Origin of the sequence: Halomonas citrativorans (assembly GCF_014898005.1) — a bacterium.
Taxonomy (GTDB): domain Bacteria; phylum Pseudomonadota; class Gammaproteobacteria; order Pseudomonadales; family Halomonadaceae; genus Vreelandella; species Vreelandella citrativorans.
This window is the reverse complement of record NZ_JABUYX010000002.1, coordinates 1-21,733: the sequence shown is the minus strand read 5'-3', so window position 1 is coordinate 21,733 and position 21,733 is coordinate 1. Positions and strand designations below refer to the sequence as shown.

General features: G+C 53.8%; 23 protein-coding genes, 1 tRNA gene and 1 rRNA gene. 16 read left to right on the top strand and 9 right to left on the bottom strand.

The genetic code is table 11. From position 1 onward, the window contains the following. Positions 1 to 76: 76 nt before the first annotated feature. Positions 77 to 2,893 (top strand): DUF349 domain-containing protein, encoded by a 2,817-nt coding sequence (locus INT20_RS03195; protein ID WP_193055169.1) that lies wholly within the window; start codon positions 77 to 79, stop codon positions 2,891 to 2,893. A gap of 99 nt (positions 2,894 to 2,992) precedes the next feature. Here the strand turns inward: INT20_RS03195 and phbB are convergent, their stop codons facing one another. Next, positions 2,993 to 3,739 (bottom strand): acetoacetyl-CoA reductase, encoded by a 747-nt coding sequence (gene phbB / locus INT20_RS03190; protein WP_193055168.1) that lies wholly within the window; start codon positions 3,737 to 3,739, stop codon positions 2,993 to 2,995. A gap of 274 nt (positions 3,740 to 4,013) precedes the next feature. Between phbB and INT20_RS03185 the strand changes: the two genes are divergently transcribed. Further along, positions 4,014 to 4,090, top strand: a tRNA-Met gene (locus tag INT20_RS03185). A 252-nt stretch (positions 4,091 to 4,342) separates the two neighbouring features. On the opposite strand, the gene INT20_RS03180 is transcribed toward INT20_RS03185, so the two are convergent. Both INT20_RS03180 and INT20_RS03175 read right to left on the bottom strand, forming a co-directional pair. Continuing rightward, the gene (locus tag INT20_RS03180) at positions 4,343 to 5,323 is read right to left on the bottom strand and encodes a D-2-hydroxyacid dehydrogenase family protein (protein WP_193055167.1); all 981 of its coding nucleotides are present in this window, start codon (positions 5,321 to 5,323) and stop codon (positions 4,343 to 4,345) included. 75 nt (positions 5,324 to 5,398) lie between these two features. Next, entirely contained in the window at positions 5,399 to 6,082 is a 684-nt protein-coding gene (locus tag INT20_RS03175) for a GntR family transcriptional regulator (RefSeq protein ID WP_193055166.1), read from the bottom strand. Positions 6,083 to 6,262: 180 nt separating this feature from the next. Here INT20_RS03175 and INT20_RS03170 point away from each other — a divergent pair, with 180 nt between their 5' ends. From INT20_RS03170 to INT20_RS03150, 5 genes are all read left to right on the top strand, one after another. Continuing rightward, positions 6,263 to 7,258 carry a Bug family tripartite tricarboxylate transporter substrate binding protein gene (locus tag INT20_RS03170; protein WP_193056433.1) on the top strand — a complete coding sequence of 332 codons (996 nt, stop codon included), beginning with the start codon at positions 6,263 to 6,265 and terminating at the stop codon, positions 7,256 to 7,258. A gap of 104 nt (positions 7,259 to 7,362) precedes the next feature. Then, complete coding sequence (locus INT20_RS03165) at positions 7,363 to 7,815, top strand: tripartite tricarboxylate transporter TctB family protein (protein WP_226912029.1); 453 nt, start codon at positions 7,363 to 7,365, stop codon at positions 7,813 to 7,815. 1 nt (position 7,816) lies between these two features. Next, entirely contained in the window at positions 7,817 to 9,331 is a 1,515-nt protein-coding gene (locus INT20_RS03160; protein ID WP_193055165.1) for a tripartite tricarboxylate transporter permease, read from the top strand. Next, positions 9,318 to 10,388 (top strand): AbrB family transcriptional regulator, encoded by a 1,071-nt coding sequence (locus tag INT20_RS03155; protein ID WP_319022158.1) that lies wholly within the window; start codon positions 9,318 to 9,320, stop codon positions 10,386 to 10,388. Before INT20_RS03160 ends, INT20_RS03155 begins: the two co-directional genes overlap by 14 nt. Before the next feature lie 258 nt (positions 10,389 to 10,646). Next, a complete protein-coding gene (locus tag INT20_RS03150; protein WP_193055164.1) occupies positions 10,647 to 11,585 on the top strand; it encodes a co-chaperone YbbN in 939 nt (312 codons plus the stop codon). A gap of 3 nt (positions 11,586 to 11,588) precedes the next feature. On the opposite strand, the gene INT20_RS03145 is transcribed toward INT20_RS03150, so the two are convergent. Next, on the bottom strand, positions 11,589 to 12,752 hold the full coding sequence (locus INT20_RS03145; protein ID WP_193055163.1) for a MalY/PatB family protein: 1,164 nt from the start codon (positions 12,750 to 12,752) through the stop codon (positions 11,589 to 11,591). Positions 12,753 to 12,789: 37 nt separating this feature from the next. Here INT20_RS03145 and INT20_RS03140 point away from each other — a divergent pair, with 37 nt between their 5' ends. The 6 genes from INT20_RS03140 (at position 12,790) to INT20_RS03115 (ending at position 16,058) form a co-directional block, all read left to right on the top strand. After that, positions 12,790 to 13,221, top strand: coding sequence for a hypothetical protein (locus INT20_RS03140; protein WP_193055162.1), 432 nt, complete (start codon positions 12,790 to 12,792; stop codon positions 13,219 to 13,221). A 103-nt stretch (positions 13,222 to 13,324) separates the two neighbouring features. After that, a complete protein-coding gene (locus INT20_RS03135; RefSeq protein ID WP_193055161.1) occupies positions 13,325 to 14,149 on the top strand; it encodes a hypothetical protein in 825 nt (274 codons plus the stop codon). Between the two features lie 50 nt (positions 14,150 to 14,199). Then, positions 14,200 to 14,601 carry an acyl-CoA thioesterase gene (locus INT20_RS03130; RefSeq protein ID WP_193055412.1) on the top strand — a complete coding sequence of 134 codons (402 nt, stop codon included), beginning with the start codon at positions 14,200 to 14,202 and terminating at the stop codon, positions 14,599 to 14,601. A 38-nt stretch (positions 14,602 to 14,639) separates the two neighbouring features. Beyond that, the gene (locus INT20_RS03125; RefSeq protein WP_193055160.1) at positions 14,640 to 14,942 is read left to right on the top strand and encodes a hypothetical protein; all 303 of its coding nucleotides are present in this window, start codon (positions 14,640 to 14,642) and stop codon (positions 14,940 to 14,942) included. Between the two features lie 12 nt (positions 14,943 to 14,954). Further along, positions 14,955 to 15,476 carry a DUF501 domain-containing protein gene (locus tag INT20_RS03120; protein ID WP_193055159.1) on the top strand — a complete coding sequence of 174 codons (522 nt, stop codon included), beginning with the start codon at positions 14,955 to 14,957 and terminating at the stop codon, positions 15,474 to 15,476. A gap of 36 nt (positions 15,477 to 15,512) precedes the next feature. Then, positions 15,513 to 16,058 carry an LOG family protein gene (locus INT20_RS03115; RefSeq protein WP_193055158.1) on the top strand — a complete coding sequence of 182 codons (546 nt, stop codon included), beginning with the start codon at positions 15,513 to 15,515 and terminating at the stop codon, positions 16,056 to 16,058. A gap of 29 nt (positions 16,059 to 16,087) precedes the next feature. Here the strand turns inward: INT20_RS03115 and INT20_RS03110 are convergent, their stop codons facing one another. Further along, a complete protein-coding gene (locus tag INT20_RS03110; RefSeq protein ID WP_193055157.1) occupies positions 16,088 to 16,594 on the bottom strand; it encodes a hypothetical protein in 507 nt (168 codons plus the stop codon). Between the two features lie 19 nt (positions 16,595 to 16,613). Further along, the gene (locus INT20_RS03105; protein WP_193055156.1) at positions 16,614 to 17,108 is read right to left on the bottom strand and encodes a tetratricopeptide repeat protein; all 495 of its coding nucleotides are present in this window, start codon (positions 17,106 to 17,108) and stop codon (positions 16,614 to 16,616) included. Between the two features lie 250 nt (positions 17,109 to 17,358). Between INT20_RS03105 and INT20_RS03100 the strand changes: the two genes are divergently transcribed. Beyond that, a complete protein-coding gene (locus INT20_RS03100; protein WP_193055155.1) occupies positions 17,359 to 18,390 on the top strand; it encodes an NADP(H)-dependent aldo-keto reductase in 1,032 nt (343 codons plus the stop codon). Between the two features lie 112 nt (positions 18,391 to 18,502). Then, positions 18,503 to 19,282, top strand: a complete 780-nt coding sequence (yaaA, locus tag INT20_RS03095; protein WP_172119060.1) for a peroxide stress protein YaaA — start codon at positions 18,503 to 18,505, stop codon at positions 19,280 to 19,282. Positions 19,283 to 19,298: 16 nt separating this feature from the next. On the opposite strand, the gene INT20_RS03090 is transcribed toward yaaA, so the two are convergent. Further along, positions 19,299 to 19,874 carry an isochorismatase family protein gene (locus INT20_RS03090; protein ID WP_193055154.1) on the bottom strand — a complete coding sequence of 192 codons (576 nt, stop codon included), beginning with the start codon at positions 19,872 to 19,874 and terminating at the stop codon, positions 19,299 to 19,301. A gap of 144 nt (positions 19,875 to 20,018) precedes the next feature. On the opposite strand from INT20_RS03090, the gene INT20_RS03085 reads away from it, so the two are divergent. Next, a complete protein-coding gene (locus INT20_RS03085; protein ID WP_172119062.1) occupies positions 20,019 to 20,870 on the top strand; it encodes a Tim44 domain-containing protein in 852 nt (283 codons plus the stop codon). A gap of 92 nt (positions 20,871 to 20,962) precedes the next feature. Here INT20_RS03085 and INT20_RS03080 read toward each other — a convergent pair whose 3' ends face one another. Continuing rightward, complete coding sequence (locus tag INT20_RS03080) at positions 20,963 to 21,151, bottom strand: hypothetical protein (RefSeq protein WP_193055153.1); 189 nt, start codon at positions 21,149 to 21,151, stop codon at positions 20,963 to 20,965. Positions 21,152 to 21,479: 328 nt separating this feature from the next. Then, positions 21,480 to 21,595, bottom strand: a 5S ribosomal RNA gene (gene rrf, locus INT20_RS03075). Positions 21,596 to 21,733: the final 138 nt, after the last annotated feature.

The following is a 21,733-nucleotide window of genomic DNA, read 5'->3' as shown; positions in this document are numbered from 1 at the left end:
CAGCGCCAGTGACTGCAACCGCTGTTCAATAATGGCTAATTTTTTTCATGCTACGCACCTCTACGCAGGATGATCCATGCACGGACTGTTAAGACGCCTGTTCGCTCCTCGTTGGCAACACCCCGACCCCGAGGTACGCCGACAGGCCCTCTCTCGACTTGACCCCCACCAGGCTGAACAGCGCGAAGCGCTGCAAGCACTCGCGCACGATAGTGACAGCAGCATCCGCTTGGCGGCCCTGCTCGCGCTGGATGATGTCGAAGGATTGGTGGCGGGCTACCCTGACCACAGCCAGCAAGAGGCATGGTTCAATGCCGTGAGCCAGCGGCTTAGCGGTCTTGAAGGCAGTACCGAACTGCAACAACGCCAAGCCCTGGTGGAAGGGCTGGACGAGCCGCGGCTTTTAAACGTGATTGTCTTGCAAGGCGACAACCTTGATCTGCGCCTGACCGCTCTTGCCCGACTAACCCGTGAAGACGACTTGATTAAGCAAGCGTGCCAAAACGGTGTCGCGGCTGTTCGTCATCGCGCCGCCGAGCGCATTGAGACAGAAGAGGGCCTAAAGCGCCTGCTTAAAGATGCGCGACGTGATCGTTATGTAACTCGCCTTGCCCGCGAAAAACTCGGCCAGCAGCGAACCGATGCCGAATGGCTGGCTCGCCAACAGCAGCAGCTGGAGCATCTTCTTCACCAGATGGAACAGCAGGCTCGCGCGCCTTGGGAGCCGCTATATGGCGGTCGCTTTCGCCATTTAGAGCGCGAATGGAAGAACCTGACGCCCCCGCCCAGCGCCGAGCAAGAGCAGCGCTTTCATCAAGCCATGCTGGGCTGTCGTAAAACGCTTCACGACCATGAAACGCAGGAGCAGGCTCGCCAGCAGAGCCTTGCCCGCCGAGAGGAAGCGGATCAGACACGTGATCAGCTGCTTGATGGGCTAGAGGAGACGCTTGAAAGCCTTCATCATGCTACCGAGCTGACCGTTCAGGATATTGACAGCCTGCGTGCCCAACGCCAACTTTTCAGCCAACGCTGGCAAGCACTCTCGGACGTACACTCGCCCAGCGAACCTGCAAGCCAACGCTACACGCAAGCCATTATTCAATATGAGCAGTGTCTGGATGCCTGGCAGCGCTGGCAAGGTGTTAATGTCGCGCTTGAGCAAGCGCTTGCGGATAATGACCACCACGTCATGCGTCGCCTGCTGAACGAATGCTACTGGCCAGAAGCATTTACGCCGCCTGCGTTGATACAGCGCGCTCAAGCAACACTTGCCAGCGAGTCTCACACACCGGCAGCTACCCCACACACCTCGGTTTCATTAAGCACTTATGAAGCAGAACTCGATAGCTTTGAGCACCTACTTGAGCGTGGCGCCTTCAAAAGTGCCAGCCATCTTCACCAGCGCTTAAAGCCGCAAATCGAAGCCCTGCAAATGGAGGGAGCCAAGCCGCTGAAGGCACGCTTCAAGCAGTCCGGCGCGCGCCTTGCCGAGCTACGCGATTGGCGCGGCTTTGTCGCAGGGCCCAAGCGCGAGCAGTTATGCTCAAGCATTGAAGCACTGGCCAACGACCCGCACATGGCGGAAACCGCGCTTGACCGCCACCACCGCCAGCTAGTGAAAGAGTGGAAGTCGCTGGGCGATGCCGCCGCCAATCGCGAACAGTCCGCGCGCTTTCGTGCCGCATCTGACCGCATCCACGAGCGGTTAGCCCCATGGCGCGACCAACTAGGTCAGGAGCGTGAAGCAAACCTGCAGGCCCGCGAGCAGCTGTGTGAACAGCTTGAAACACTGCTCTCCCAGCCAGCAGAGGACGCCGACCCGGATGTACTACGTGAAATTCGCGACAAGGCACGCCATCAATGGCGCCACTACTCACCGGTGCCTCGCGAGCGCTCTGAGGCCGTTGGTCAGCGGTTTGGAAAAATCCGCCATCAGTTGCAAACATTAATTGATCAGCGGGCCGAGCAGATCGCCTCTCAAAAGCAGGCGCTCATTGAAGAAGTGCGGGCGCTTCGTCACGACCAGCAACAGCCTTTGGCTCAACGCATTACACAAACCAAGCAACTACAGCAGCACTGGCGTCAGTTAGGGCGCGCACCCAAAGGGGCGGAACAAACCCTTTGGAAGGCGTTCCGGCACGAGTGCGATCAGCTGTTTGCTCAGCGCGAAGCCTACAAGAGTGAGCAGGCTGCCCATCAGCAACAGCAGCTTGAAGCCATGCAAATACTTATCGATCAAATGGACAGCTGGCAACCCACTACCGCCAATGAAACCAGCACGCTGGACGACTTTTTGAACCAGGTCAGCCAGCTTGAGCCACTGCCGCGAAACCGGCGTAGCGAAGGCATGCAGCGTCGCTTAAGCGGTATTGTGCGCGCCAAGCGCGAGCGTTTGAGTCGTCTGAAGATTGCGGATACCGTTCAGCAATGGCAGCTTATTTTACCGCTCGTTAACGCACACCTGGCCGCCGATCAGCGCTATCTGGACGGCGGGGCCGCGGAAATTATTAACGCTGACAATATCATCAGCACGCCGCTTCCCAGCGTATTTGTCGAGGCGCATCAGACGCGTAACCACCAGCGTCAATCCACGCCACTCCCTTTGTCGCTGGACGATGAGGCAGCACGGGCAGACGCCATTTCTCGGCTGCGGGTGCATCTGTCTTTATTAACCAGCGGCAGCATCCGGCAAAGCGACGAGCCTTTGCGCTTGGCGATTCAGGTAGAGCGCTTGAATGAAGGAATTCGCCAGGAGCGTAGTCGCGAAGAAGAAATTATCGATGTCTTAGCCGCGCTATTAGCGCTTGGCCCGGTATCGATAGCGCAGTGGGAAAAAGAAGCCAGGGAACTGGATAGCTTATTGCGCGACCTGGGGCATATTCCGCCCCCCTGATCGCCCCATCAATGCGACAACAACACAACGGGAGGCGATTCGCCTCCCGTTTTGCATGCTCCCTTGTGAGGAATAAGCCGTCGCGTAGGCATGGGTGGCCTAGCCCATAAATTGCCCACCGTTAATATCGATGTTGGCGCCGGTAATAAAGCCAGACTCTTTATCGGCAAGGAACGTCACCAAGCGACCAATCTCTTCCGGCGTACCGTAGCGTTTCACCGGAATCGTTTCACGAATGGCTTCACGCACAGGCTCCGGAATTTTCATAATCATGTCAGTGGCAATATAGCCAGGCGATACGGTATTTACCGTAATGCCTTTGGTGGCCGTTTCCTGCGCCAGCGACATGGTTAAACCGTGCATACCGGCTTTAGCGGCAGCGTAATTAACCTGACCAAACTGCCCTTTACGGCCATTGATGGAGGAGATATTAATAATTCGGCCATAGCCATTTTCGAGCATCATCTCGATCACGCTGCGGCACGTATTAAAGACGCTATTAAGGTTGGTATCGATGACCTGATACCACTGTTCGTAGGCCATTTTTTTCATCGTGCCGTCGCGGGTAATGCCAGCACAGTTTACCAGCACGCTAATTGGACCATACTGTTCGTGGATCTCACGCGCAGCATCCAGGCATGCGTTATGGTCAGACAGGTCGACTCCAAGTGTTGTAATACTCTGATAACCGGCAGCTTGCTGGGTGTCCAGCCAGGTTTTGGCTTTTTCGGGATTGTTATACCCTGCCACTACCCTATAACCCGCATCTGCCAACGAACGACAAATTGCCGTGCCGATTCCGCCAGTTCCACCAGTTACCCAGGCGACGGGGGCTTGATTGGCCATTGACTACCTCCCTGATATGACAAATGGCTTGGACGCTAAGTACTGTTATGGTCCGTAAACCATTTCGAATAAGCGTCAAGCGCTTGTATCACCAACAGCACGCCACCGATTTTATTGTCAGGCGGCCTACCGACAGTAAGCTTTTTATTGGGACCATGGGAAGCATAGCTTTACTCTTTGCATATTGCAGTACGATGAATATCAGCCTTTGTGCTTTGTTTGCCACAAAGGGTTGACGTGGCGCAAAAAATCCGTAGAATACGCCTCACGTTGATGCGGGGTGGAGCAGCTTGGTAGCTCGTCGGGCTCATAACCCGAAGGTCATCGGTTCAAATCCGGTCCCCGCTACCAATATTTTAAAAGGCAGATCAGTTATTTACTGATCTGCCTTTTTTCGTTTACCCCCTCTTCGCATCTCCCCAGCACTACGCCACCGCACACCGTTATGCCGAGCGCATCACGCCGACGCTCGACATCGAATACCCTTACCGAAAAACCAAAGCACAGCTCCCAGCAAGCCACATAAGCAACTTACCGGACTGACTCAGGCAAACTAACTGTACATCCAAGCCCTCAAAATTAGCACCGAGACTCATTGGCCGGTTACACGCCTGCTTTTTTCTTGTCAGGGGAAATACTAACGATATTTTGCGGCTCTCCCTTTACAAAAAACGCATGGATATTATCAACCGACCCATTGAGAAAACGCGAAAAGGTCTCTTCGGTCTTCCATGCCATATGCGGCGTTATCATGACATTATCCAATGCCGCAAAGGCATTATGCTGCGGTAGCGGCTCTTCACAGAAAACATCAAGTCCCGCCCCACCAATCTTCTTACGCTGCAAAGCATCAATGAGCGCCGCTTCGTCAATAATGGGCCCGCGTGATGTATTGACCAGAATCGCCTCAGGCTTCATTAGCTCAAAATGCTCCGTCGTCAGTAACCCTTCCGTTTCAGGCACAAGCCTTACATGGATACTAACGGCGTCCGCTTGGGTGAGCAGGCTTTCTAATGACACGTACTCTGCTCCCACCTGAACGGCTCGCTCCTGGGTCAGTCTGGGGCCCCATGCAATGACTCGCATACCAAAGGCCTGCGCCATTCTCGCCACGGTACAACCAATCTTGCCCAGACCAATCAGGCCAATGGTTTTACCGCTCAAATTACTGGTAACAATCGTTGGCCACTCTCCAGTGGACATCCGGCGATCTACCTCAACAATCCGCTTGGTGAGATTAAGTAAAAACGCAAAGGTCATCTCGGTTACCGCCGCCGTAGACCCACCCGGCGTCGTTGCAATCGAAATCCCCGCTTCGTCCACTGCCTCTTTATCCACATGAGCCAGCCCCGTACCGGTTTGGGCGATCAGCTTTAGGTCAGGTAAAGCCGCGATAAGGTCTCGATCAATCAAGGTGCGCTCCCTGAGCGGGATAATCGCATCGGCCCCTTGAAGCCGGCTCACCAGGGTTTCAAAGGCAGGCACATCACCATAGACCGATACCTCAGAGAATTCGCGCAAGCGAGATACGGCAGGGTGCTCCTTCATACAGCCTTCCCAATCATCAAGAATCACCGTCTTCATATACACTCCTTCTCTAGCGCAGGCCAAGGCCGGACATAGCATTGCTAAGCCGCGTGGTTATCGCTCAATCACTGTTTAATTAAGGGCATCTCTCTTGGGCAACTGCTCTTCAAGCGCTTCCCAACTGCTCTGTATATGCCGCCGCATCAATAAGCCCGCCACCTCCACATCACCTTCCGAGATAGCTGAGGCTATGCGCTCGTGCTCATAAAGTGCGATTTTTCCACGCCCTGTAACATGCCGATGCTTATTCCTTAACAGGGTTAGCTGCGGGCGAAGCTCGTGGGTTAAATAACGCTGAATGAGTGGATTACCGGACATTCGTGCGGTAATTAAATGAAAATCATACTCCTCAGACTCCTGAAGATAGGCTCCCTCAGGATGAGATGTCACTTGGCTGGCATGTAACTGCAGTAACGTAAGGTATTCATCGGCAGTGGATGCATTGGCACGACTGGCCGCCAACATGGCGGCTTCAGCCTCAAGAGCAGCTCTGACCTGGTAGATCGCCCGGGCATCTTCGTACCGCATTTCACGCACGTGCGCCCCACTGTTCGGCACGATAGTAACGAGCCCGCACTCGCTAAGGCTTTTGAGCGCCATACGCACCGGCCCCCGACTAACACAAAAGCGCTCAGCCAACGCGACCTCTCCAAGACGAGTCCCAGCCTGCAGCTGCCCTTTAAGTATTTCATCGTACAAGCCACTAGCCACTCGCTCAGCTGCCAAACCATGCGTTTCTTCTTTTATTGTAGACAAAATATTTATCCTCCGAAGACAACACACTCTATATAATTTTCAATAATTTCCAAAAAACATCTGAAAAAATAGATCTTTTGTTTACATATCCGAGGATTGACAGGAACTACTATATGTACTTCTATATTCACGCACAAATGATTGTCTTACAATTGTCTATGATGAAGCGGAGTGACCACCATGATCGATAAGAAGAAAGTCATCGCTACAGCTATGCTGGGTTTCTCCCTGGCAGCTGCAATTACCCCCCTCACCGCCGCAGCCCAGGAAAGCTGGCCAACACAGAAAATCACTTTCGTTGTTGCGCTTGGCCCTGGCGGGTCCGCTGACCGCACCGCTCGCGCGCTGGCTCAACGGCTCCAGGAAGACCTGGGCACGCCGATTTCAGTCATTAATCAGAATGGCGGCGGTGGTCACGTAGGTCATACTTACTTCCACAACATGCCTGCTGATGGCAGCTATTTCCTTGCCTCTTCAATCCACCCTTACGTCTCTAATGCGATTCTTGGCTTTGATGCCACTTATGATTTGTCAGACTTCGCATTCATTAACGGGCAGTGGAATGATTACGATCTTTTCGCCGTTAATGCTGATACGCCTTATGAAACGCTGGCGGATTTCATGGCGGCAGCCAAGGAAAATCCAGGAAAACTTAGAGTTTCTGTCGTACCTGGCTCGACCGGCGCTATCAACCTTGAACTCGCTCTTGAGGCCTTTGGTCTCGATAAAACAGACGTCAACATTGTCACCTATCAGTCTGGTGGCGCTGCGCGCACGGCGGTCGCTGGCGGGCAGGTAGACATGACCGTATTAGCTGCAGACGGCACGCTATCAATCCAGGAATATATACGTCCTCTTGCCCTCGCGGCTGATACCGCATCGGAGGACTGGGATGCACCAACGCTTAATGCAGCGCTTGAAGAGAGCGGTCACGAGCCGGTTCCGGTGCTTGCAGGATCAATGCGAGGCCTTGCCGCGCATGCTGACTTTAAAGAGAGCAACCCCGAAGCATTCCAACAAATGGTCGATGCCTATCACAGTGCGCTGCAAGATGAGGCGTTCGTTAGCCGACTAGAAGCCCAGGATATTGGTGCAGAGTGGCTTGGTCCTGAACGTACGACAGAGATCATTGAGTCCAACTTTGAAATTTTGAAGCAATACACATCAGAAGAATAAATGATTTCAATGCTGGCACATGTGCACTAATGCTTTTCGCTTAATCGTCACGGGACCAACTTACGCTTGGTCCCATTATTATTTCAATGTGGAGGCGCTATAAAATGGTGACAGGAAAGATTTCTGCAACACATGCCTTTTTGTTAGGCCTTGTACTGGCTATAGCGGGCTTTATTACCTGGAGTGCTACTCAGGCTTCCACAACGCTGAACAATCTGGTGGTAGTGGCCCCCACCGCGATAATCATCGGCCTTCTGTCCATTGGGATTGTCGCTAAAATCTTGCTGAAGCCAGTTCCAGCTCCCTCATCCAGCAGTACGGATAAACCATCGTTATGGGGCGACATACTGCTTCTCGCAGGATTTGCCGTCTTCTGCTTTGCGTTAACCAATGTCGGCTTCGATGTTGCTACTTTTGTTTTCGTCTGGGTTGGCATTCTTATGTGTGGGAGTAAAGGTAAATGGCAACCGCCTTTGTACGCACTTTTGTTTACTGTTTTTCTCGTCAAGGGCTTTGGCTCTCTCTTCCCTTACCCAATGACCACACTAGTGCTTTAACATGATTGATCAATTCGCATTATCTCAGGCGTTTTCCCATCTTTTTACTGATCTAAGCCCTTGGCTTTGGGTTATTCCGGGCTTATTAATCGGTCTCGTTTTTGGGTCGATTCCCGGGCTGCAAATTTCCATGGCCATGGCCGTTTTCTTGCCCGTAACCTTTGGTATGGATTTTCTTCAAGCCATGCTGTTTTTAACCGCCATATTTACTGGCGGTGCCTACGGTGGCGGGGTAACCGCTATTCTTATGAACATCCCGGGGTCATCCTCGTCAATTGCGACGGCATTTGACGGATACCCTATGGCGCGAAAGGGACAACACAATGAAGCCTTGGGCCTGGGCCTGTGCGCTTCAGTTGTGGGCGCTTTCGTGGGTTATAGCCTGCTGATGTTGTTAATCAATCCACTGGCTGCTTTTGTACTTAAGATAGGCCCGCTGGAAATGGTCGTGGTGGTGCTGTGGGGATTAACCCTCATCGCGACACTCAACGATAGCAGTATGGCCAAGGGCCTGCTGGCTGGCTTCCTGGGGCTCATGCTCAGTCAAATTGGTATGTCCACGACGGGTATTATGCGCACGACGATAGGCAACCCCTACCTCCTTGATGGCATCCCAGTAGTACCCGCCATGATCGGCATCTTCGCCGCTTCTGAGTTGTTACGCCTGAGAGGAAGCTCATTTCTGGTACAAAATGAGGCTCAACGTAATATATCTTTTGCGCTTATTCTCAAAGGCGTTGGGCAGACATTTCGCCATCCCGGCATCTTACTACGAGGTAGCCTCATCGGCGCAGTGATCGGCGCCATCCCAGGCGTGGGCTCATCGGTAGCTAATCTGGTCTCTTATGGTGAGGCCAAACGAACGTCGAAAACGCCTGAAGCGTTCGGCCAAGGAGCACCCGAGGGTGTCGTGGCAGCCGAGTCCGCGAACTCCAGCTCGGAGGGAGGCTCAATGACGGCGCTATTAGCGCTTGGCATTCCTGGTGGGGCTGCGACTGCAGTGCTTCTGGCCGCATTCTCTTTTCACAACATTATTGGTGGGCCATCGTTTATAAGAGACCAGACCGATATCGTCTATTCGATTATTCTCGGCAATCTGGGCCAAGTAGTACTTCTCGCATTTCTGGGATTACTTAGCCTGCGCTTACTGGGCATGGTGGTGCGCGTTCCCTTGGCTTACCTAGTGCCCAGTGTATTAGCAATGTGTGCCTGGGGCGGCTATGGCATAACCGGCACTATCGCTGGGCCGCTAACAGTTGCCGCATTTGCAGGACTTGGCTGGCTCATGCGACAAAACAACTATCCCGTCGCGGCAACAGTCATCGGTTTACTGCTTGGCCGCATGATGGAAGGAGAAGTCGTGCGCACCTTACAGGTGTCCGGTGGCCGACCTTTTGAATATATGATGGAGCGGCCCATTGCTCTTGCTCTTTTCATCATAATGCTGCTTGTTTTAATTGGAGCCCCCGCATTAAAAGCCTTCCGCTCCCGCCGCGCTAGCCATGAATCTAATTAAACAAATGCCTCCTCAACTTCGGGGAGGCATTACCTTTGGCATCGGCACGTTAGGCGGACTCGCTTTTTTTGCACTCTCTCTACCGTTGCCATGGGTACTGGGCAGCCTAACGGCATCACTCTTGTGCACTCAGACGACGTCTTTTCAGCCTCGTTTTCCAAACCCTTGGCGCAGTTACGCTATGGTCGCTATCGGCACGATGCTAGGAACCAGTTTTACCCCAGAAATCGTACGACAAGCCGGGGACTGGACCATAAGCCTGATTGTCATGAGTGTGTTATCGCTGGCATTTTGTTTCATTGCCTATCAAATATTCTATCGCTTCGGGAAAATGGATAGAGTAACTGCTTTGTTCGCCGCCATACCCGGAGGACTCTCAGTCGTTTCAGTTTTGGCAGAGAATTACCGAGCCGAAGTCAGCCGCGTAGCCCTTTGTCATACCGCGCGCTTAGTGGTATTGCTAATTGCAGCGCCCATCATCATCCAGGCGACATCCGGTATTAACCTCGCTGACGCTAGTCTTGCAAGCTTCACTCACGCGGAAGCAATCGATCCTATTAACCATGGAATCCTGGCCCTGGTGGCGATAGCCAGCGGCTGGCTAGCCTGGCGATTAAACTTTCCCTCAGCGATGCTATTGATTCCATTACTCAGCTCGGGATTACTGCACGCGACTGATCTTTTAACGGTGCATGTCCCTCCCTTGCTTTCCAGCGCAGCACAGATTGTCATTGGCGCAGGAGTAGGAGCGCGATTCGCGAATTACTCCCTTCCACAAATTTTAAAAGATGGTTGGCTAGCGGCGGTGATCGGTGTACTCCTTACCTTTGGCTCCTTCGTTGCAGCCCTGTTGTTTGCGCCCATTATAGGGTTGGACAACACGCCTTTGTTCTTATCCTATTTACCTGGGGGGGCGCCGGAACTTGGCGTCGTAGCGCTTGCGTTGTCCATAGATCCCGCCATGGTGGCAGCCCACCATGTACTGCGTGTTTTCTTGATCGTAGCGATGCTACCCCTCATCGCTAGTTGGCTAGGAAAACAAATGCAGCAAGGCTAACGATAGCGCTTACGAGGCTAAATGGTGATGCTATCGCGCGCTGCACGCATTGGCGTCACCGTCTCGTCGAAGCCACTCTCAAGAGCTGTCGATATAAAGTGCTAATAGACTCCTTTAGAGCAGTGCTTGCTCCTATATTTTTCCTCTTGGCCTAGCCTTCTCTTCAGATTTACATGATTAGCATCGTTCCGGCTTGAATATGGCGGTGACTGCCTGCATATCATAAGCAATTATTTTTCTGCGAAGCTGAGCTTACCCATGTCAATCATTGATCCTCGCACCGGCAAACCGCTGACAGCGGATACCGCAAGCACGAATACTGCTGACACCGAACGTGCGCCAGTGCGCCCTGAAGATGTGATCGTCGAACTTGATGCGAGCAACATTCAGCAAGTGCTGGAAGCGTCAATGCAAGTGCCAGTACTACTGGGCTGCTACTCACCAGCCGATAGTAGCTGCGCCACACTGCTGACGGTACTGGAGAAGCTGGCGCTCGAATACGCGGGCACCTTCCTGCTTGGTAAGCTAAATACAGACGCTAACCCGGAAATTTCTGCACAGTTGGGTGTGCGGGCGGTACCGGACGTTAAACTGGTGAGCCAGGGCGGCCTTGTGGATAATTTTCAGGGCGCACTGCCCGAGAAAGAGGTGCGTGAATGGTTAGGCCGCTACTTCCCTGCCCCAGCCGATGCACCAGAAAGCCCTGAAGAGCAGGCCGAGGCGGCGCTTGAGCAAGGCGACACCGTAACAGCCCACGGCATTTACCAGGACCTGGTGACGCAATACCCGGAACACTACGCCTACCAAGTGGCGTTTGCCCGCGTATTAGTGGCTGAAGGGCGCGGAGATGAGGCGCGCAGCGTGCTGGAAAATCTCCCCCCCGAAGAGCGCGATGGCCCCGCAGCACGTGGCGTACGCGCCAGCATTACGTTCAGTGAACAAGCGCTTTCTGCAGAAGACATTGCGGCCTTGGATGAGCGCGACGATAGCGAAGCGCAGTTCCAGCGCGCCCTGCGCCAAGTGGCCGATGGTCAATACGATGCAGGGCTTGAAGCACTGCTTACGCTAATGAAGCACGACCGTACCTACAACGACGACGCGGCACGTAAAACGCTGTTGCAGGTGTTTGATGCGCTAGGCGCCGACCACCCGTTGACGGTCGCCTATCGCCGCAAGCTGTTTGCGCTGCTTTATTAATGGCTAAGGCTTCAATAGCGCATCCATGCGCGTTAATGCTGCTTCCAATTGAGCACCCGTAGTACCAAAATTTAGTCGAACAAAGCCGGGGTAGCCAAACGCTGCCCCGTCTGAAAGCGCCACACCGGCCTGCTCCTTGAGCGTTTGGTAAGGCGTTTCTCCCAGCCCCGCTTCCCTCATATCAAGCCAAGCCAAATAGGTTGCCTCCGGTGCGCTTAGATGCACACCCGGCCAGTTGGCAACGCGTGCTTCAAGCGTGGCGCGGTGCTGACGCAGCACATCCAGCAGCGCTTGACGCCACGGTTCACCCTCGCGATACGCCGCTTCTGCCGCCACTAATCCCAGCACGTTAACATCGGGCAACAGGCCCTTGCAGGCAGCGGCAAACCGCTGGTGCACTTCGGGGTCAGGGATGATCGCACATGCGCTGCTTAACCCCGCCAGGTTAAAGGTTTTAGAGGGCGCCCAAAGGGTAATCGTGCGTTTGGCTAGTTCAGGAAACATAGCCGCTAACGGGCGATGCTGAGCATCTTTATCCAACAGTAGGTCGCAGTGTAGTTCGTCAGAGACAACCCATAGATCGTACTGCTCAGCCAGTTTCACCAATGGCGCCAGCTCTTCACGGCTCCAAACCCGCCCGGTCGGATTATGCGGATGGCACCAGAGTAATATGCGTGTTTTGGGCGTGATGGCGGCTTCAATCGCGCTAATATCCAACTGCCATGGCTCGCCTGGGCGTTTAGGCGCGGCCAGCATGGCCTGCTGGGGCAAACGCCCGGTACGCTCAGCGACGGCTAAAAACGGTGGATAAATAGGCGCTACCGTTAGCACGCCATCGCCTGGCTGGGTTAACGCCAGCGTGGCGAAGTGGAGCGCGGCCACGACACCCGGCAGCCAGTGCTGCCAGTCGGGCTGGATCGTCCAGTCATAGTGCGTAGCGCTCCATGTGCAGAGCGTTTCTGTTAACGTAGCAGGCACTTCTCCGTAGCCGTAAACACCATGAGCGACCCGTGCTTGTAGCGCCTCAATCACCGCGGGCGGCGAATAAAAATCCATGTCGGCAACCCATAGAGGCAGTACTTCACCGTTATAGCGATGCCATTTTTGGGATGAGTAGCCACCTTCGGGGTGGCGTCGCTCGATAGGCGTGGCAAAATCAAAAGCCATAACAGATCTCACTTATTGACGAAGGTTGGTAACGAGCATGCCGCAAGATGATTTTTATACCAAGGTACGCACAGGATTATCAGCGCTATTGCGGCAATGGCAAGCGCTTGGTCAGGCCGATGCTGACCAGTTAGCGCTCATACTGGCGGAAACCGCACGGGTTGCCAAACTGGGCACGCCGGACACGACGCCCGATGGGGCAATGCTTAAACACTGGAGCCAAACACGTGAGGATGACATTCCGCTGTGGGCACCCCGCACAGCGGTTTTTCTGCTCAACCAAATGCCTGCCAAGCCAACACCTCAAAGCGAGGCTGAAGCCAGTGCCTGGGCTTACTGCTGGCTGCGCAACCGCACGTTTAACACGTTAGAGGCCGCGCACTCTGCGCTTCCAGCCCACCTTCAAGTACCACTAAAAAGTGCTTTGGAGGCGGCCTGGCGCGATCAGCAGGGACTACGTTTAGTATAAAAAAACGTTAACGTTTTCGATAGCGCGGCCTGGTGTGCCGCGCGCGGATATACTGGCTGACAAACGAAGAAAAATGTTTAATCAATTATAAGGATAGTCATTGATGCTGGACGTTCCGATTAGCTGGCAATTAGCCAAAGTAGCGGTGTCAGTCACGATGGTGCTGGGACTGGGGGCGATTGCTGTACGTGTGAGTCCCAAAGTGGCAGGGCTTTTATCAGGCTACCCTTTGGGTACCGCGCTGGCACTGTTCTTTATTGGTCTGGAGATATCCCCAACGTTTTCCGCTGAAAGTGCCATTCATACACTCGCGGGCTTTACCGCGACCATGGCACTTGGCGCGGGTTACTGGCTTTGCGGCCGTAAACCCGGCTTGAAGGGTGTTGCTAGCGGAATGGCAGGCGCGATCACTCTATGGCTTATGGCAAGCCTGGTGCTTGCCCAGTTCGATTTTACTCGCTTGACGGGTACGCTGGTGACGCTTTGCGCTATCGTATTTTTTACGTGGATTTTCCGGCGAATACCCGACAGTCTGGCCACTGCACGTCAGTCTTTCTCATGGGGTGCTTTATGTATTCGCGCCTTGCTGGCGACGCTTATTGTCTTTGCCATCACAAGCCTTGCCCATTGGGTACCGCCTGCCTGGGCAGGCACGTTGGCGGCTTTCCCCGTCACCATGCTGCCTTTCCTGCTAATTTTGCATATAACCCAAGGCCCCGCGCCTACCGCGACCGTTATCAAACACTACCCCGTGGGGCTGGGCTCGCTGTTAAGTTACGCCCTGTGTGTCTCTTATACGTATGAAACGTTGGGGCTTGCCTGGGGCACGCTGGCCGGTTTTTTGGTAGCAACGCTATGGCTGCTGGGCTGGCTACAAGTCCAGCGCTGGTTTTCCAAGCGACGCGAAGGCAACAGGCAAACGGCTTGACCGAACGCTTGCCTGAATTTACAACTCCTGCCAACGATAAGGTGATTGCCATGTTTACCCGTACGATTGAGCCGGCGTTTTACGATACGGATGCGCTGGGCCATATTAACAATACGCGCCTACCCGCCTGGCTTGAGCTGGCCCGCAACGACCTATTCAAGCTTTTTACACCTGACCTGAACCCGAAGCAGTGGCGTTTGATAATGGCGCGGATGGAAATCGACTACCGTGCAGAACTGTTTTACGGCCATGACGTCGAATTACGCACCTACTTAACGCGGCTGGGCAATAGCTCATTTACCGTCACTCAGGAAGCACGCCAACATGGCACGCTCGCCAATCTCGGCCACACGGTGATGGTACAGTACGATCACCAGGCTAAATGCGCCGTACCTATTGAGGGCACGCTGCGCGACGCCTTGTCGACTCACTTACAAGATGCGCCCGCCTAACGCACCAACCCGCCGGACGGGGCGACCAGGAGCACAGCATGGCCATTCGCTATAATCTCTGGCTGGACCCTGACAATACCGCGCAGCATCGCGCTGTCGAAGCGGATATTGAGCGCTATTTTATTGAGCGCTTTGCAGACTATCCGCATATCCGCTTGTTTGGGGCTGACCCTTACGATTATGATGCCCCGTTTAACCGCCTTTATGACGTACTAATGGCGCGGGCCGCCGAGTATTGCGAGCGGACATGGTGCTATGTAGCGTCTCCTGAGCAGTTGAATCGCTGCTTTTTTCGTGCTGTTGGCCGCTCCAATAAATTTGTTCAAGACGACCGTTCGTGAGAGACCAACCTAATGGTGATCCGCACCAACCAGGCGCCCGATGAGCGTCAGCTGGCGATTATTACCCAGCAGTTAGGCCGCGCACCACGTGGCATCGAAGCCGTTGCCGCCACTGATAGCGAAGGCACACCGCTGGTGCTGCGTATGGCGCCGATTGTTGATAGCAAACCCTTTCCTACCCTGTACTGGCTCTGTTCTGATGTACTAAAGGTAGAAATTTCACGCATTGAAGCGGTGGGGGTTATCAAATCACTTGAGCAGCGCCTGCAAGAAGAGCCAGAATTTCTAGCGCATTATCAGCAAAGCCATCGTGACTATGTAAAAGCCCGCTGGGATTATATGAGCGACGCCCAGTGCACAGAGGTTGCACGGCTGGGATACACCGATGTGTTGACCGAGCGTGGCATTGGCGGTATCAGCAACTGGCAACAGATACGCTGCCTGCACACTCAGTATGCCCATCATTTATGTGGCGATAATGTGATTGGTCAGTGGATGGATGAGCACTACCAGGTAGACCAGCACCTTCCATAACACCGCTTCTCTCATAAGCGTTAAGGAACCCAATTAATGTCCCGAATTTGCGTTTATCTCGGCTCACGAGAAGGTAACAGCCCGACTTATCGTCAAGCGGCCCAGGCATTAGGTACTGTGCTGGCAGAGCGGGGGCACACCCTGGTATACGGCGGCGCGCGTATTGGCCTAATGGGCGAGCTTGCTAATGCGTCGCTGGCGGCAGGCGGCAACGTGATAGGCGTTATGCCGGACCATCTGGTAGAGCGCGAGCAGGCGCACTTTGGACTCACCGAGCTGATCCGCGTGCCCAACATGCATGAACGCAAAGCCACCATGGCCGCTAACGCCGATGCGTTTATTGCCATGCCTGGCGGTATCGGTACCTTTGAGGAGCTGTTTGAGATTTGGACCTGGGGCTATTTAGGCCTGCATGAGAAGCCCATGGGCCTACTGGATACCGAGGGGTTTTATACACCACTACTGGCATTTCTCGACAACACCGTGACGCAGGGTTTTCTAGCTCAAACGACACGCGATATGCTGCTGGACGCGGTAACACCAGAGGCGCTACTTGACGCGCTGGAGAGCCAGCTTAGGTAGAGGTGAGCAAGGCAGACATGGCAAGCGCGCTACGCGCCGTGGATAACGTTGCGGGTGCGCTGATAGGTGAGCTGGAGCAGACGGGCATCGTCTCCCGCTCGGTGACGATGGATATCGACCTCGGTAATCATGGCCTCTTTGGTACCGCTCCATATCGCTTGCTGCTCTTCGCTCAACAAAATGCGCAGCGCCTCCAGGCGGAAGCGAGGCAGCATGCCGGCATGGTGGAACAACAGCGAAAGCCAGGTATTATCGTAGCCCCAGCTGTCGCTGTACGCTTTGCCTAACCCGCTTAACTCATCGTTGAGCCATTGGGCCACCTGACGAACAGGGTGCCCTTCCTGGTACAAGCGATCACGCGAAATACCGTGCAAGAGCTCTGCTTTAGGGTCCCAGTGCGTCCACTCATCCAGTGGCTGAATAAGAAACGCGCAGCAGCTACCGTCAGCACGTGCAATGCCGACTTCTATGGGATAACTACCACGCCCAAATCCGGACGCTTCAATATCTAATACAGTGGGTAGCGTCTCGGACACTGACTTCCTCATTCAATCATTACGCGGCGGTCACATCGTTGTGCGGATGATGTTCAGCGAACTGTTCCCAGTAGGTAGCCTGGCTCGCATCTATGCTTAAGCCTAGCTCACCCAAACGATAGGCGCTGGCCAGCCGCTCAGCAGCCAAATAGTGACCGGACTGCGCCGCACGGGCATACCACGTTACTGCATAATCTTCACGGCGCGGGTACTGCGCGCAGCCGTGCTCGTAGATCTGGGCCACCTGGTACTGCGACTTCACATCACCCGCTTGAGCGGCTTCCACCACATAGCGTGCCCCCCGCGCTTTGTCCTGCGGCGATAAGCTACGATGAAACAGCATATGCCCGTAAACGGACAGTGCATCAGGATGCCCCGCTTCAGCGCAGCGCTTGAACAAACGCATGGTAAGACGCTGTGTGCGCTCTGAACGCGGTAACAACCAACGGTTTTGAAACAGCCGTTCAGCTAAACGAAACTCTAGCCGAATAAACAAAGATGATGCCTGCGGCATGGCAAACCACCCTGCCAATTTGTTGAGATATTGAATTAGCGGTCACTACATCATTTGACTGCCAATCACACGAAAAACCGGGGTCAGCCGGCCAATGGGGTGGCAAGCATACGCCTGCCTTTGCAACGACTCAACCCCATTGATTTGCTGCTTTCAAATAGCCTCGCTAACATGCCTCTCACACACCGTCATTCATCACCTTTACAAACGCCCATTCGGCGATAATTTTCGCTTTAGCGAGGAGACAAAAATGCAAACGCGCCCACTTGGCAGAACGGGAATTGAGGTCAGTCGGCTCTGCCTTGGTACGATGACGTTTGGCGAGCAAAACAGTGAGGCAGAAGCTCACGAACAGCTGGATCGCGCCGTCGCTTTCGGTATCAATTTTATCGATACAGCTGAGATGTACCCCGTACCGCCCAAAGCCGAAACGCAAGGATTAACGGAAACCTATGTGGGCAGCTGGCTGAAACAGCGTGGCGACCGCGATGACGTTATTATCGCCACCAAGGCGGTAGGCCCCGGGCCTGAGCATATCCGAGGTGGCCCACGCTTAACGCGTGACCATATTCACCAAGCCATCGACGCAAGCCTTGAGCGCTTACAAACGGACTATGTCGATCTTTATCAGCTGCATTGGCCAGACCGCAACACCAACTTTTTCGGCAAGCTGGGCTACGCGCATCAGGAGAATGAAGATGCCACGCCGCTTGAAGAGACACTTTCTGCACTCAAGGAGCTGGTGGATGCTGGCAAGGTCAGATCGATCGGCCTCTCCAATGAAACCCCGTGGGGCGTCATGCGCTCGCTTCAATTGGCCGAAAAAATGGATCTACCGCGAGTGGCCTCCATACAAAATCCTTACAACCTGCTTAATCGCTCGTTTGAAGTGGGCCTGGCGGAGATTGCTCATCGCGAAGACGTAGGCTTGCTGGCTTATTCTCCCTTGGCCTTTGGCGTTCTTTCTGGCAAGTATCTTAATGGCGCATGGCCCGAAAAAGGCCGCCTGACGCTTTATGAGCGTTTTAAGCGCTACACCTCACCAGAGGCGGAGGCGGCGACAAAGGCCTACGTTGAGCTGGCCCGCGAACATGACCTTGACCCCGCACAAATGGCACTGGCGTTTATTAATTCACGCAGCTTCCTTACCAGCAATATTATTGGTGCCACCACACTGGACCAGTTGGAAAGCAACCTGGCCAGTGAGAGCCTTAAGCTGGACGACGATGTGCTTAGCGCGATTGAGGATATTCATCGCCGGATGCCAAACCCCTGCCCCTAAGCATTGATACACACGCTATTAAAGCGATAGCCTCGGCCAACGCCGAGGCTTGATATACTATCGGCCATGATTTTGTTCTTATCTGGTTTTGCATCGGCCGAAGGAGCTCACCTTGCTAAGCGTTATTTCGCCAGCGAAAACGCTGGATTTTGAAACGCCCTCCACCACTCACCAGGTGACACAGCCCGGTTTTCTAACGGAAAGCCAAGCGCTGATCGATATCCTGCGTGATTATTCACCTCAGCAGATCAGTGAGCTGATGGGCATCAGCGACAAGCTTGCTGGCCTTAATGCAGCACGCTTTGCTGAATGGGAGCCGCCGTTTTCACTAGAGAATGCCAAACCTGCCGCTCAAGCATTCCAAGGCGATGTTTATACTGGCCTGGAGGCGCAAACATTCAGCGATGCGGATAACCGGTTTGCCCAGCAGCACTTGCGTATTTTGTCAGGCCTGTATGGCTTACTGCGCCCACTGGATCTAATCCAGGCGTACCGACTGGAGATGGGCACCAAACTGTCTAATCAGGCGGGTAAGGATTTATACGCGTACTGGAAGCCTACACTGACCAACGCCCTTGATCAGGCTATTACAGAAAGCGGCTCAAAGGTTCTGGTGAATCTTGCTTCTAATGAGTACTTTAAAGCGGTAGATGCCAAAAAGCTGAACGCCCGCGTCATCACGCCGGTGTTTAAAGATGAGAAAAACGGCACGTTTAAAATCATCAGCTTTTATGCCAAAAAGGCTCGAGGCTTGATGAGCGCTTGGATTATTCATCAGCAGGTGAATGACCCTGAAGCGCTTACAGCATTTAACGTGGCAGGCTACCAATTTGATGCAGCGGCTTCTGAGGGCGATACGCTGGTGTTCACACGCAAAGAAGCCGACCGATAAACGTTTCCCCCTTTTGCTAAAAAAAAGTTACGCCGCGTGAGGAGCGCGGCTTAAGCAACCGGCGATGCACCTCTTTAAATAGCGCGGTATCACAGCGATCAAGCCACTCGTAAGCCACCATATCCGCCGTCACCGCAATGGCGCCTTGAGCACAAGCACGCTCACGCGCAAAGCGAGCTTCCTCACAACGTCGGCTGGCTGTCGCTTCACTTAGCCAGTACACACTATATCCAGCTTCCAGCAAGCCAAGCGCGCTCTGCAACACACAGATGTGTGCTTCTGTGCCACAGATCACGACTTGTTGCACCGACTGGGCCTTTAATGCTCGGGCAAATTTTGGCTCTTCCATGGCGTTGAAATGATGTTTTTGCCAAACCTGATGCTCACCCAACTCCCTTATCAAACCAGGCGCTGTTCCCCCGAGTTTTTCAGGGTATTGTTCGGTAAGCCATGCAGGCACTGCCAAGGCTTCTGCTACGTTTGCAAGCCAGGCGGCCTCCTCTATTACCTGCAAACCGCCTTCAACCACCGGCAGTAATCCTGCTTGAAAGTCGATCATTAACAATAGGCTACGATCTCGTTGTAGGCGCATACCTTCCTCTTATTCTTTATGCTTATTAGTGCCATTAAGATAGCCCATTCTGACAGCTGAGGCGCTAAACTAGCTGCCCAACGCTTTCTACACGCTCATTACATTGGGCTTATTTTCTTAAGGCTTTGAACATTGGAGATTGCCATGTTACGACAATTGTTTGTCATGCTGCTGGTCAGCGTTATGGGGTTTAGCGTTGCGGTGGAGCATGCGGAAGCGCGTCGTATGGGGGGTGGTGGCAATATGGGCAGCATGTCCCGTTCTGCGGACCGCCCGGCCAGCACTCCCAGTACACAACAAGCGCAAGGTGGCCAGCAACAGGGCCAAGCGGGTGCGGCAGCACGTAGAGGCGGAATGGGCGGTATGATGGGCGGTCTTCTGGCTGGTGGGCTAATTGCCGCACTCTTTTTCGGCGGTGCCTTTGATGAGCTAAGAATGATGGACCTGCTCATGGTGGTCGGTATCGCAGTGCTTGCGATGATCGCTTTCCGTGCGTTTATTCGCCAGCGACGTCCAGCGCATGCTTCCGAACCCAACTACCAACGCACACAGCACGTACCATCAGCGCCTGCTGCTGGCTCAGTAGGCGCTGTGCCTGGTAGCCTGGCAAGCAACCTGCAAAGCACGCCGACCTGGTTTGATAAAGAGCCGTTTTTAAACGGTGCTAAAGAGCATTTTATGACGCTGCAGCGCGCCTGGGACAATAACGACTTTAGCCAGATTCAGGAGTATGTCACTCCCGAGCTCTATAACCTGCTACGCTCCGAGCGTGCTCAGCATCCTGCCAATAACCGTACCGACATCGTACGTTTATTTGCCGAATTGGGGGATATTAACGAATACGAAGGGCATGCTGAGGCAAGCGTGATCTTTCATGGCGTTATAGAGGAGAATGGAGAGCAGACCGAGTTCAACGAGTCGTGGCACTTAACCCGTGCAATGCGCGACCAAGCGCCCTGGTATGTGCAAGGTATTGAGCAAAACCCTGGCGCTTAAAACGCGGAGCTATACCTTCAAACGGCCGCTTTTAGCGGCCGTTTTTCTTTCCACAGGGCAACCTAATCAACCGTTTAAATCAACATAGTGAATTAGTTTTCAGCAGCCTCTTCGATACTCTCACCCGCGCTTTCAATGCTTTCGCCGGCGCTTCCAATACTATCATCAATACTTTCACCTGCCTCTTCAGCAGGCCCCTGGTTATCACAGGCAGCCAAACCGCCCGCGAGCAGAGCCATCAATACCGCCGCTGATAATTTCTTGATCCATTGTCCATTCATGTTGTTTCTCCTCCTGAGATAAAGCGCAGATTACCCTTCCATCAACGTGCCATATCATTCTAAAGACAACAGTGCGTCATAACCACCCATATCAGGATAGCTGCCTGACGCAAAAAAGCGTAAATAGTAAATTCCAGCCATGTTTTGTAGGCATTATGGATTGACCTGCCTCTACATTGTGGGAGCTGGCTTCAGCCGGCGATGCAGCACAAAGTGCTGCTGGGGTTAGCGGCTGATCCATCACGCTGAAGAGTGCCTTGCCGCCTTTTCCTGCATGCAAAAAAAAATCCCCCGAGGCGCGAGCCCCGGGGGATTTTTCACAATAAGTGCCTGACGATGACCTACTCTCGCATGGGGAGACCCCACACTACCATCGGCGCTAAGCGGTTTCACTACTGAGTTCGGCAAGGGATCAGGTGGTTCACGCTCGCTATGGTCGTCAGGCGTAACTTTCAATGCACATCATGCTGTGTCGTGTGATCGTCTCTCGTGCCAGGCGTTCTTTCTCGCCCAGCGCGCGTATCCGGTAGTCATCGTTGTCACTGCGACCAGACCCCTTGGGTGTTATAGGGTCAAGCCTCA

Coding starts and splice junctions, on each gene's coding strand:
- INT20_RS03195 (WP_193055169.1), top strand. CDS start 77: ATGCACGGACTGTTAAGACGCCTGTTCGCTCCTCGTTGGCAACACCCC.
- phbB (WP_193055168.1), bottom strand. CDS start 3,739: ATGGCCAATCAAGCCCCCGTCGCCTGGGTAACTGGTGGAACTGGCGGA.
- INT20_RS03180 (WP_193055167.1), bottom strand. CDS start 5,323: ATGAAGACGGTGATTCTTGATGATTGGGAAGGCTGTATGAAGGAGCAC.
- INT20_RS03170 (WP_193056433.1), top strand. CDS start 6,263: ATGATCGATAAGAAGAAAGTCATCGCTACAGCTATGCTGGGTTTCTCC.
- INT20_RS03165 (WP_226912029.1), top strand. CDS start 7,363: ATGGTGACAGGAAAGATTTCTGCAACACATGCCTTTTTGTTAGGCCTT.
- INT20_RS03160 (WP_193055165.1), top strand. CDS start 7,817: ATGATTGATCAATTCGCATTATCTCAGGCGTTTTCCCATCTTTTTACT.
- INT20_RS03155 (WP_319022158.1), top strand. CDS start 9,318: ATGAATCTAATTAAACAAATGCCTCCTCAACTTCGGGGAGGCATTACC.
- INT20_RS03150 (WP_193055164.1), top strand. CDS start 10,647: ATGTCAATCATTGATCCTCGCACCGGCAAACCGCTGACAGCGGATACC.
- INT20_RS03145 (WP_193055163.1), bottom strand. CDS start 12,752: ATGGCTTTTGATTTTGCCACGCCTATCGAGCGACGCCACCCCGAAGGT.
- INT20_RS03140 (WP_193055162.1), top strand. CDS start 12,790: ATGCCGCAAGATGATTTTTATACCAAGGTACGCACAGGATTATCAGCG.
- INT20_RS03135 (WP_193055161.1), top strand. CDS start 13,325: ATGCTGGACGTTCCGATTAGCTGGCAATTAGCCAAAGTAGCGGTGTCA.
- INT20_RS03130 (WP_193055412.1), top strand. CDS start 14,200: ATGTTTACCCGTACGATTGAGCCGGCGTTTTACGATACGGATGCGCTG.
- INT20_RS03125 (WP_193055160.1), top strand. CDS start 14,640: ATGGCCATTCGCTATAATCTCTGGCTGGACCCTGACAATACCGCGCAG.
- INT20_RS03120 (WP_193055159.1), top strand. CDS start 14,955: ATGGTGATCCGCACCAACCAGGCGCCCGATGAGCGTCAGCTGGCGATT.
- INT20_RS03115 (WP_193055158.1), top strand. CDS start 15,513: ATGTCCCGAATTTGCGTTTATCTCGGCTCACGAGAAGGTAACAGCCCG.
- INT20_RS03105 (WP_193055156.1), bottom strand. CDS start 17,108: ATGCCGCAGGCATCATCTTTGTTTATTCGGCTAGAGTTTCGTTTAGCT.
- INT20_RS03100 (WP_193055155.1), top strand. CDS start 17,359: ATGCAAACGCGCCCACTTGGCAGAACGGGAATTGAGGTCAGTCGGCTC.
- INT20_RS03090 (WP_193055154.1), bottom strand. CDS start 19,874: ATGCGCCTACAACGAGATCGTAGCCTATTGTTAATGATCGACTTTCAA.
- INT20_RS03085 (WP_172119062.1), top strand. CDS start 20,019: ATGTTACGACAATTGTTTGTCATGCTGCTGGTCAGCGTTATGGGGTTT.
- INT20_RS03080 (WP_193055153.1), bottom strand. CDS start 21,151: ATGAATGGACAATGGATCAAGAAATTATCAGCGGCGGTATTGATGGCT.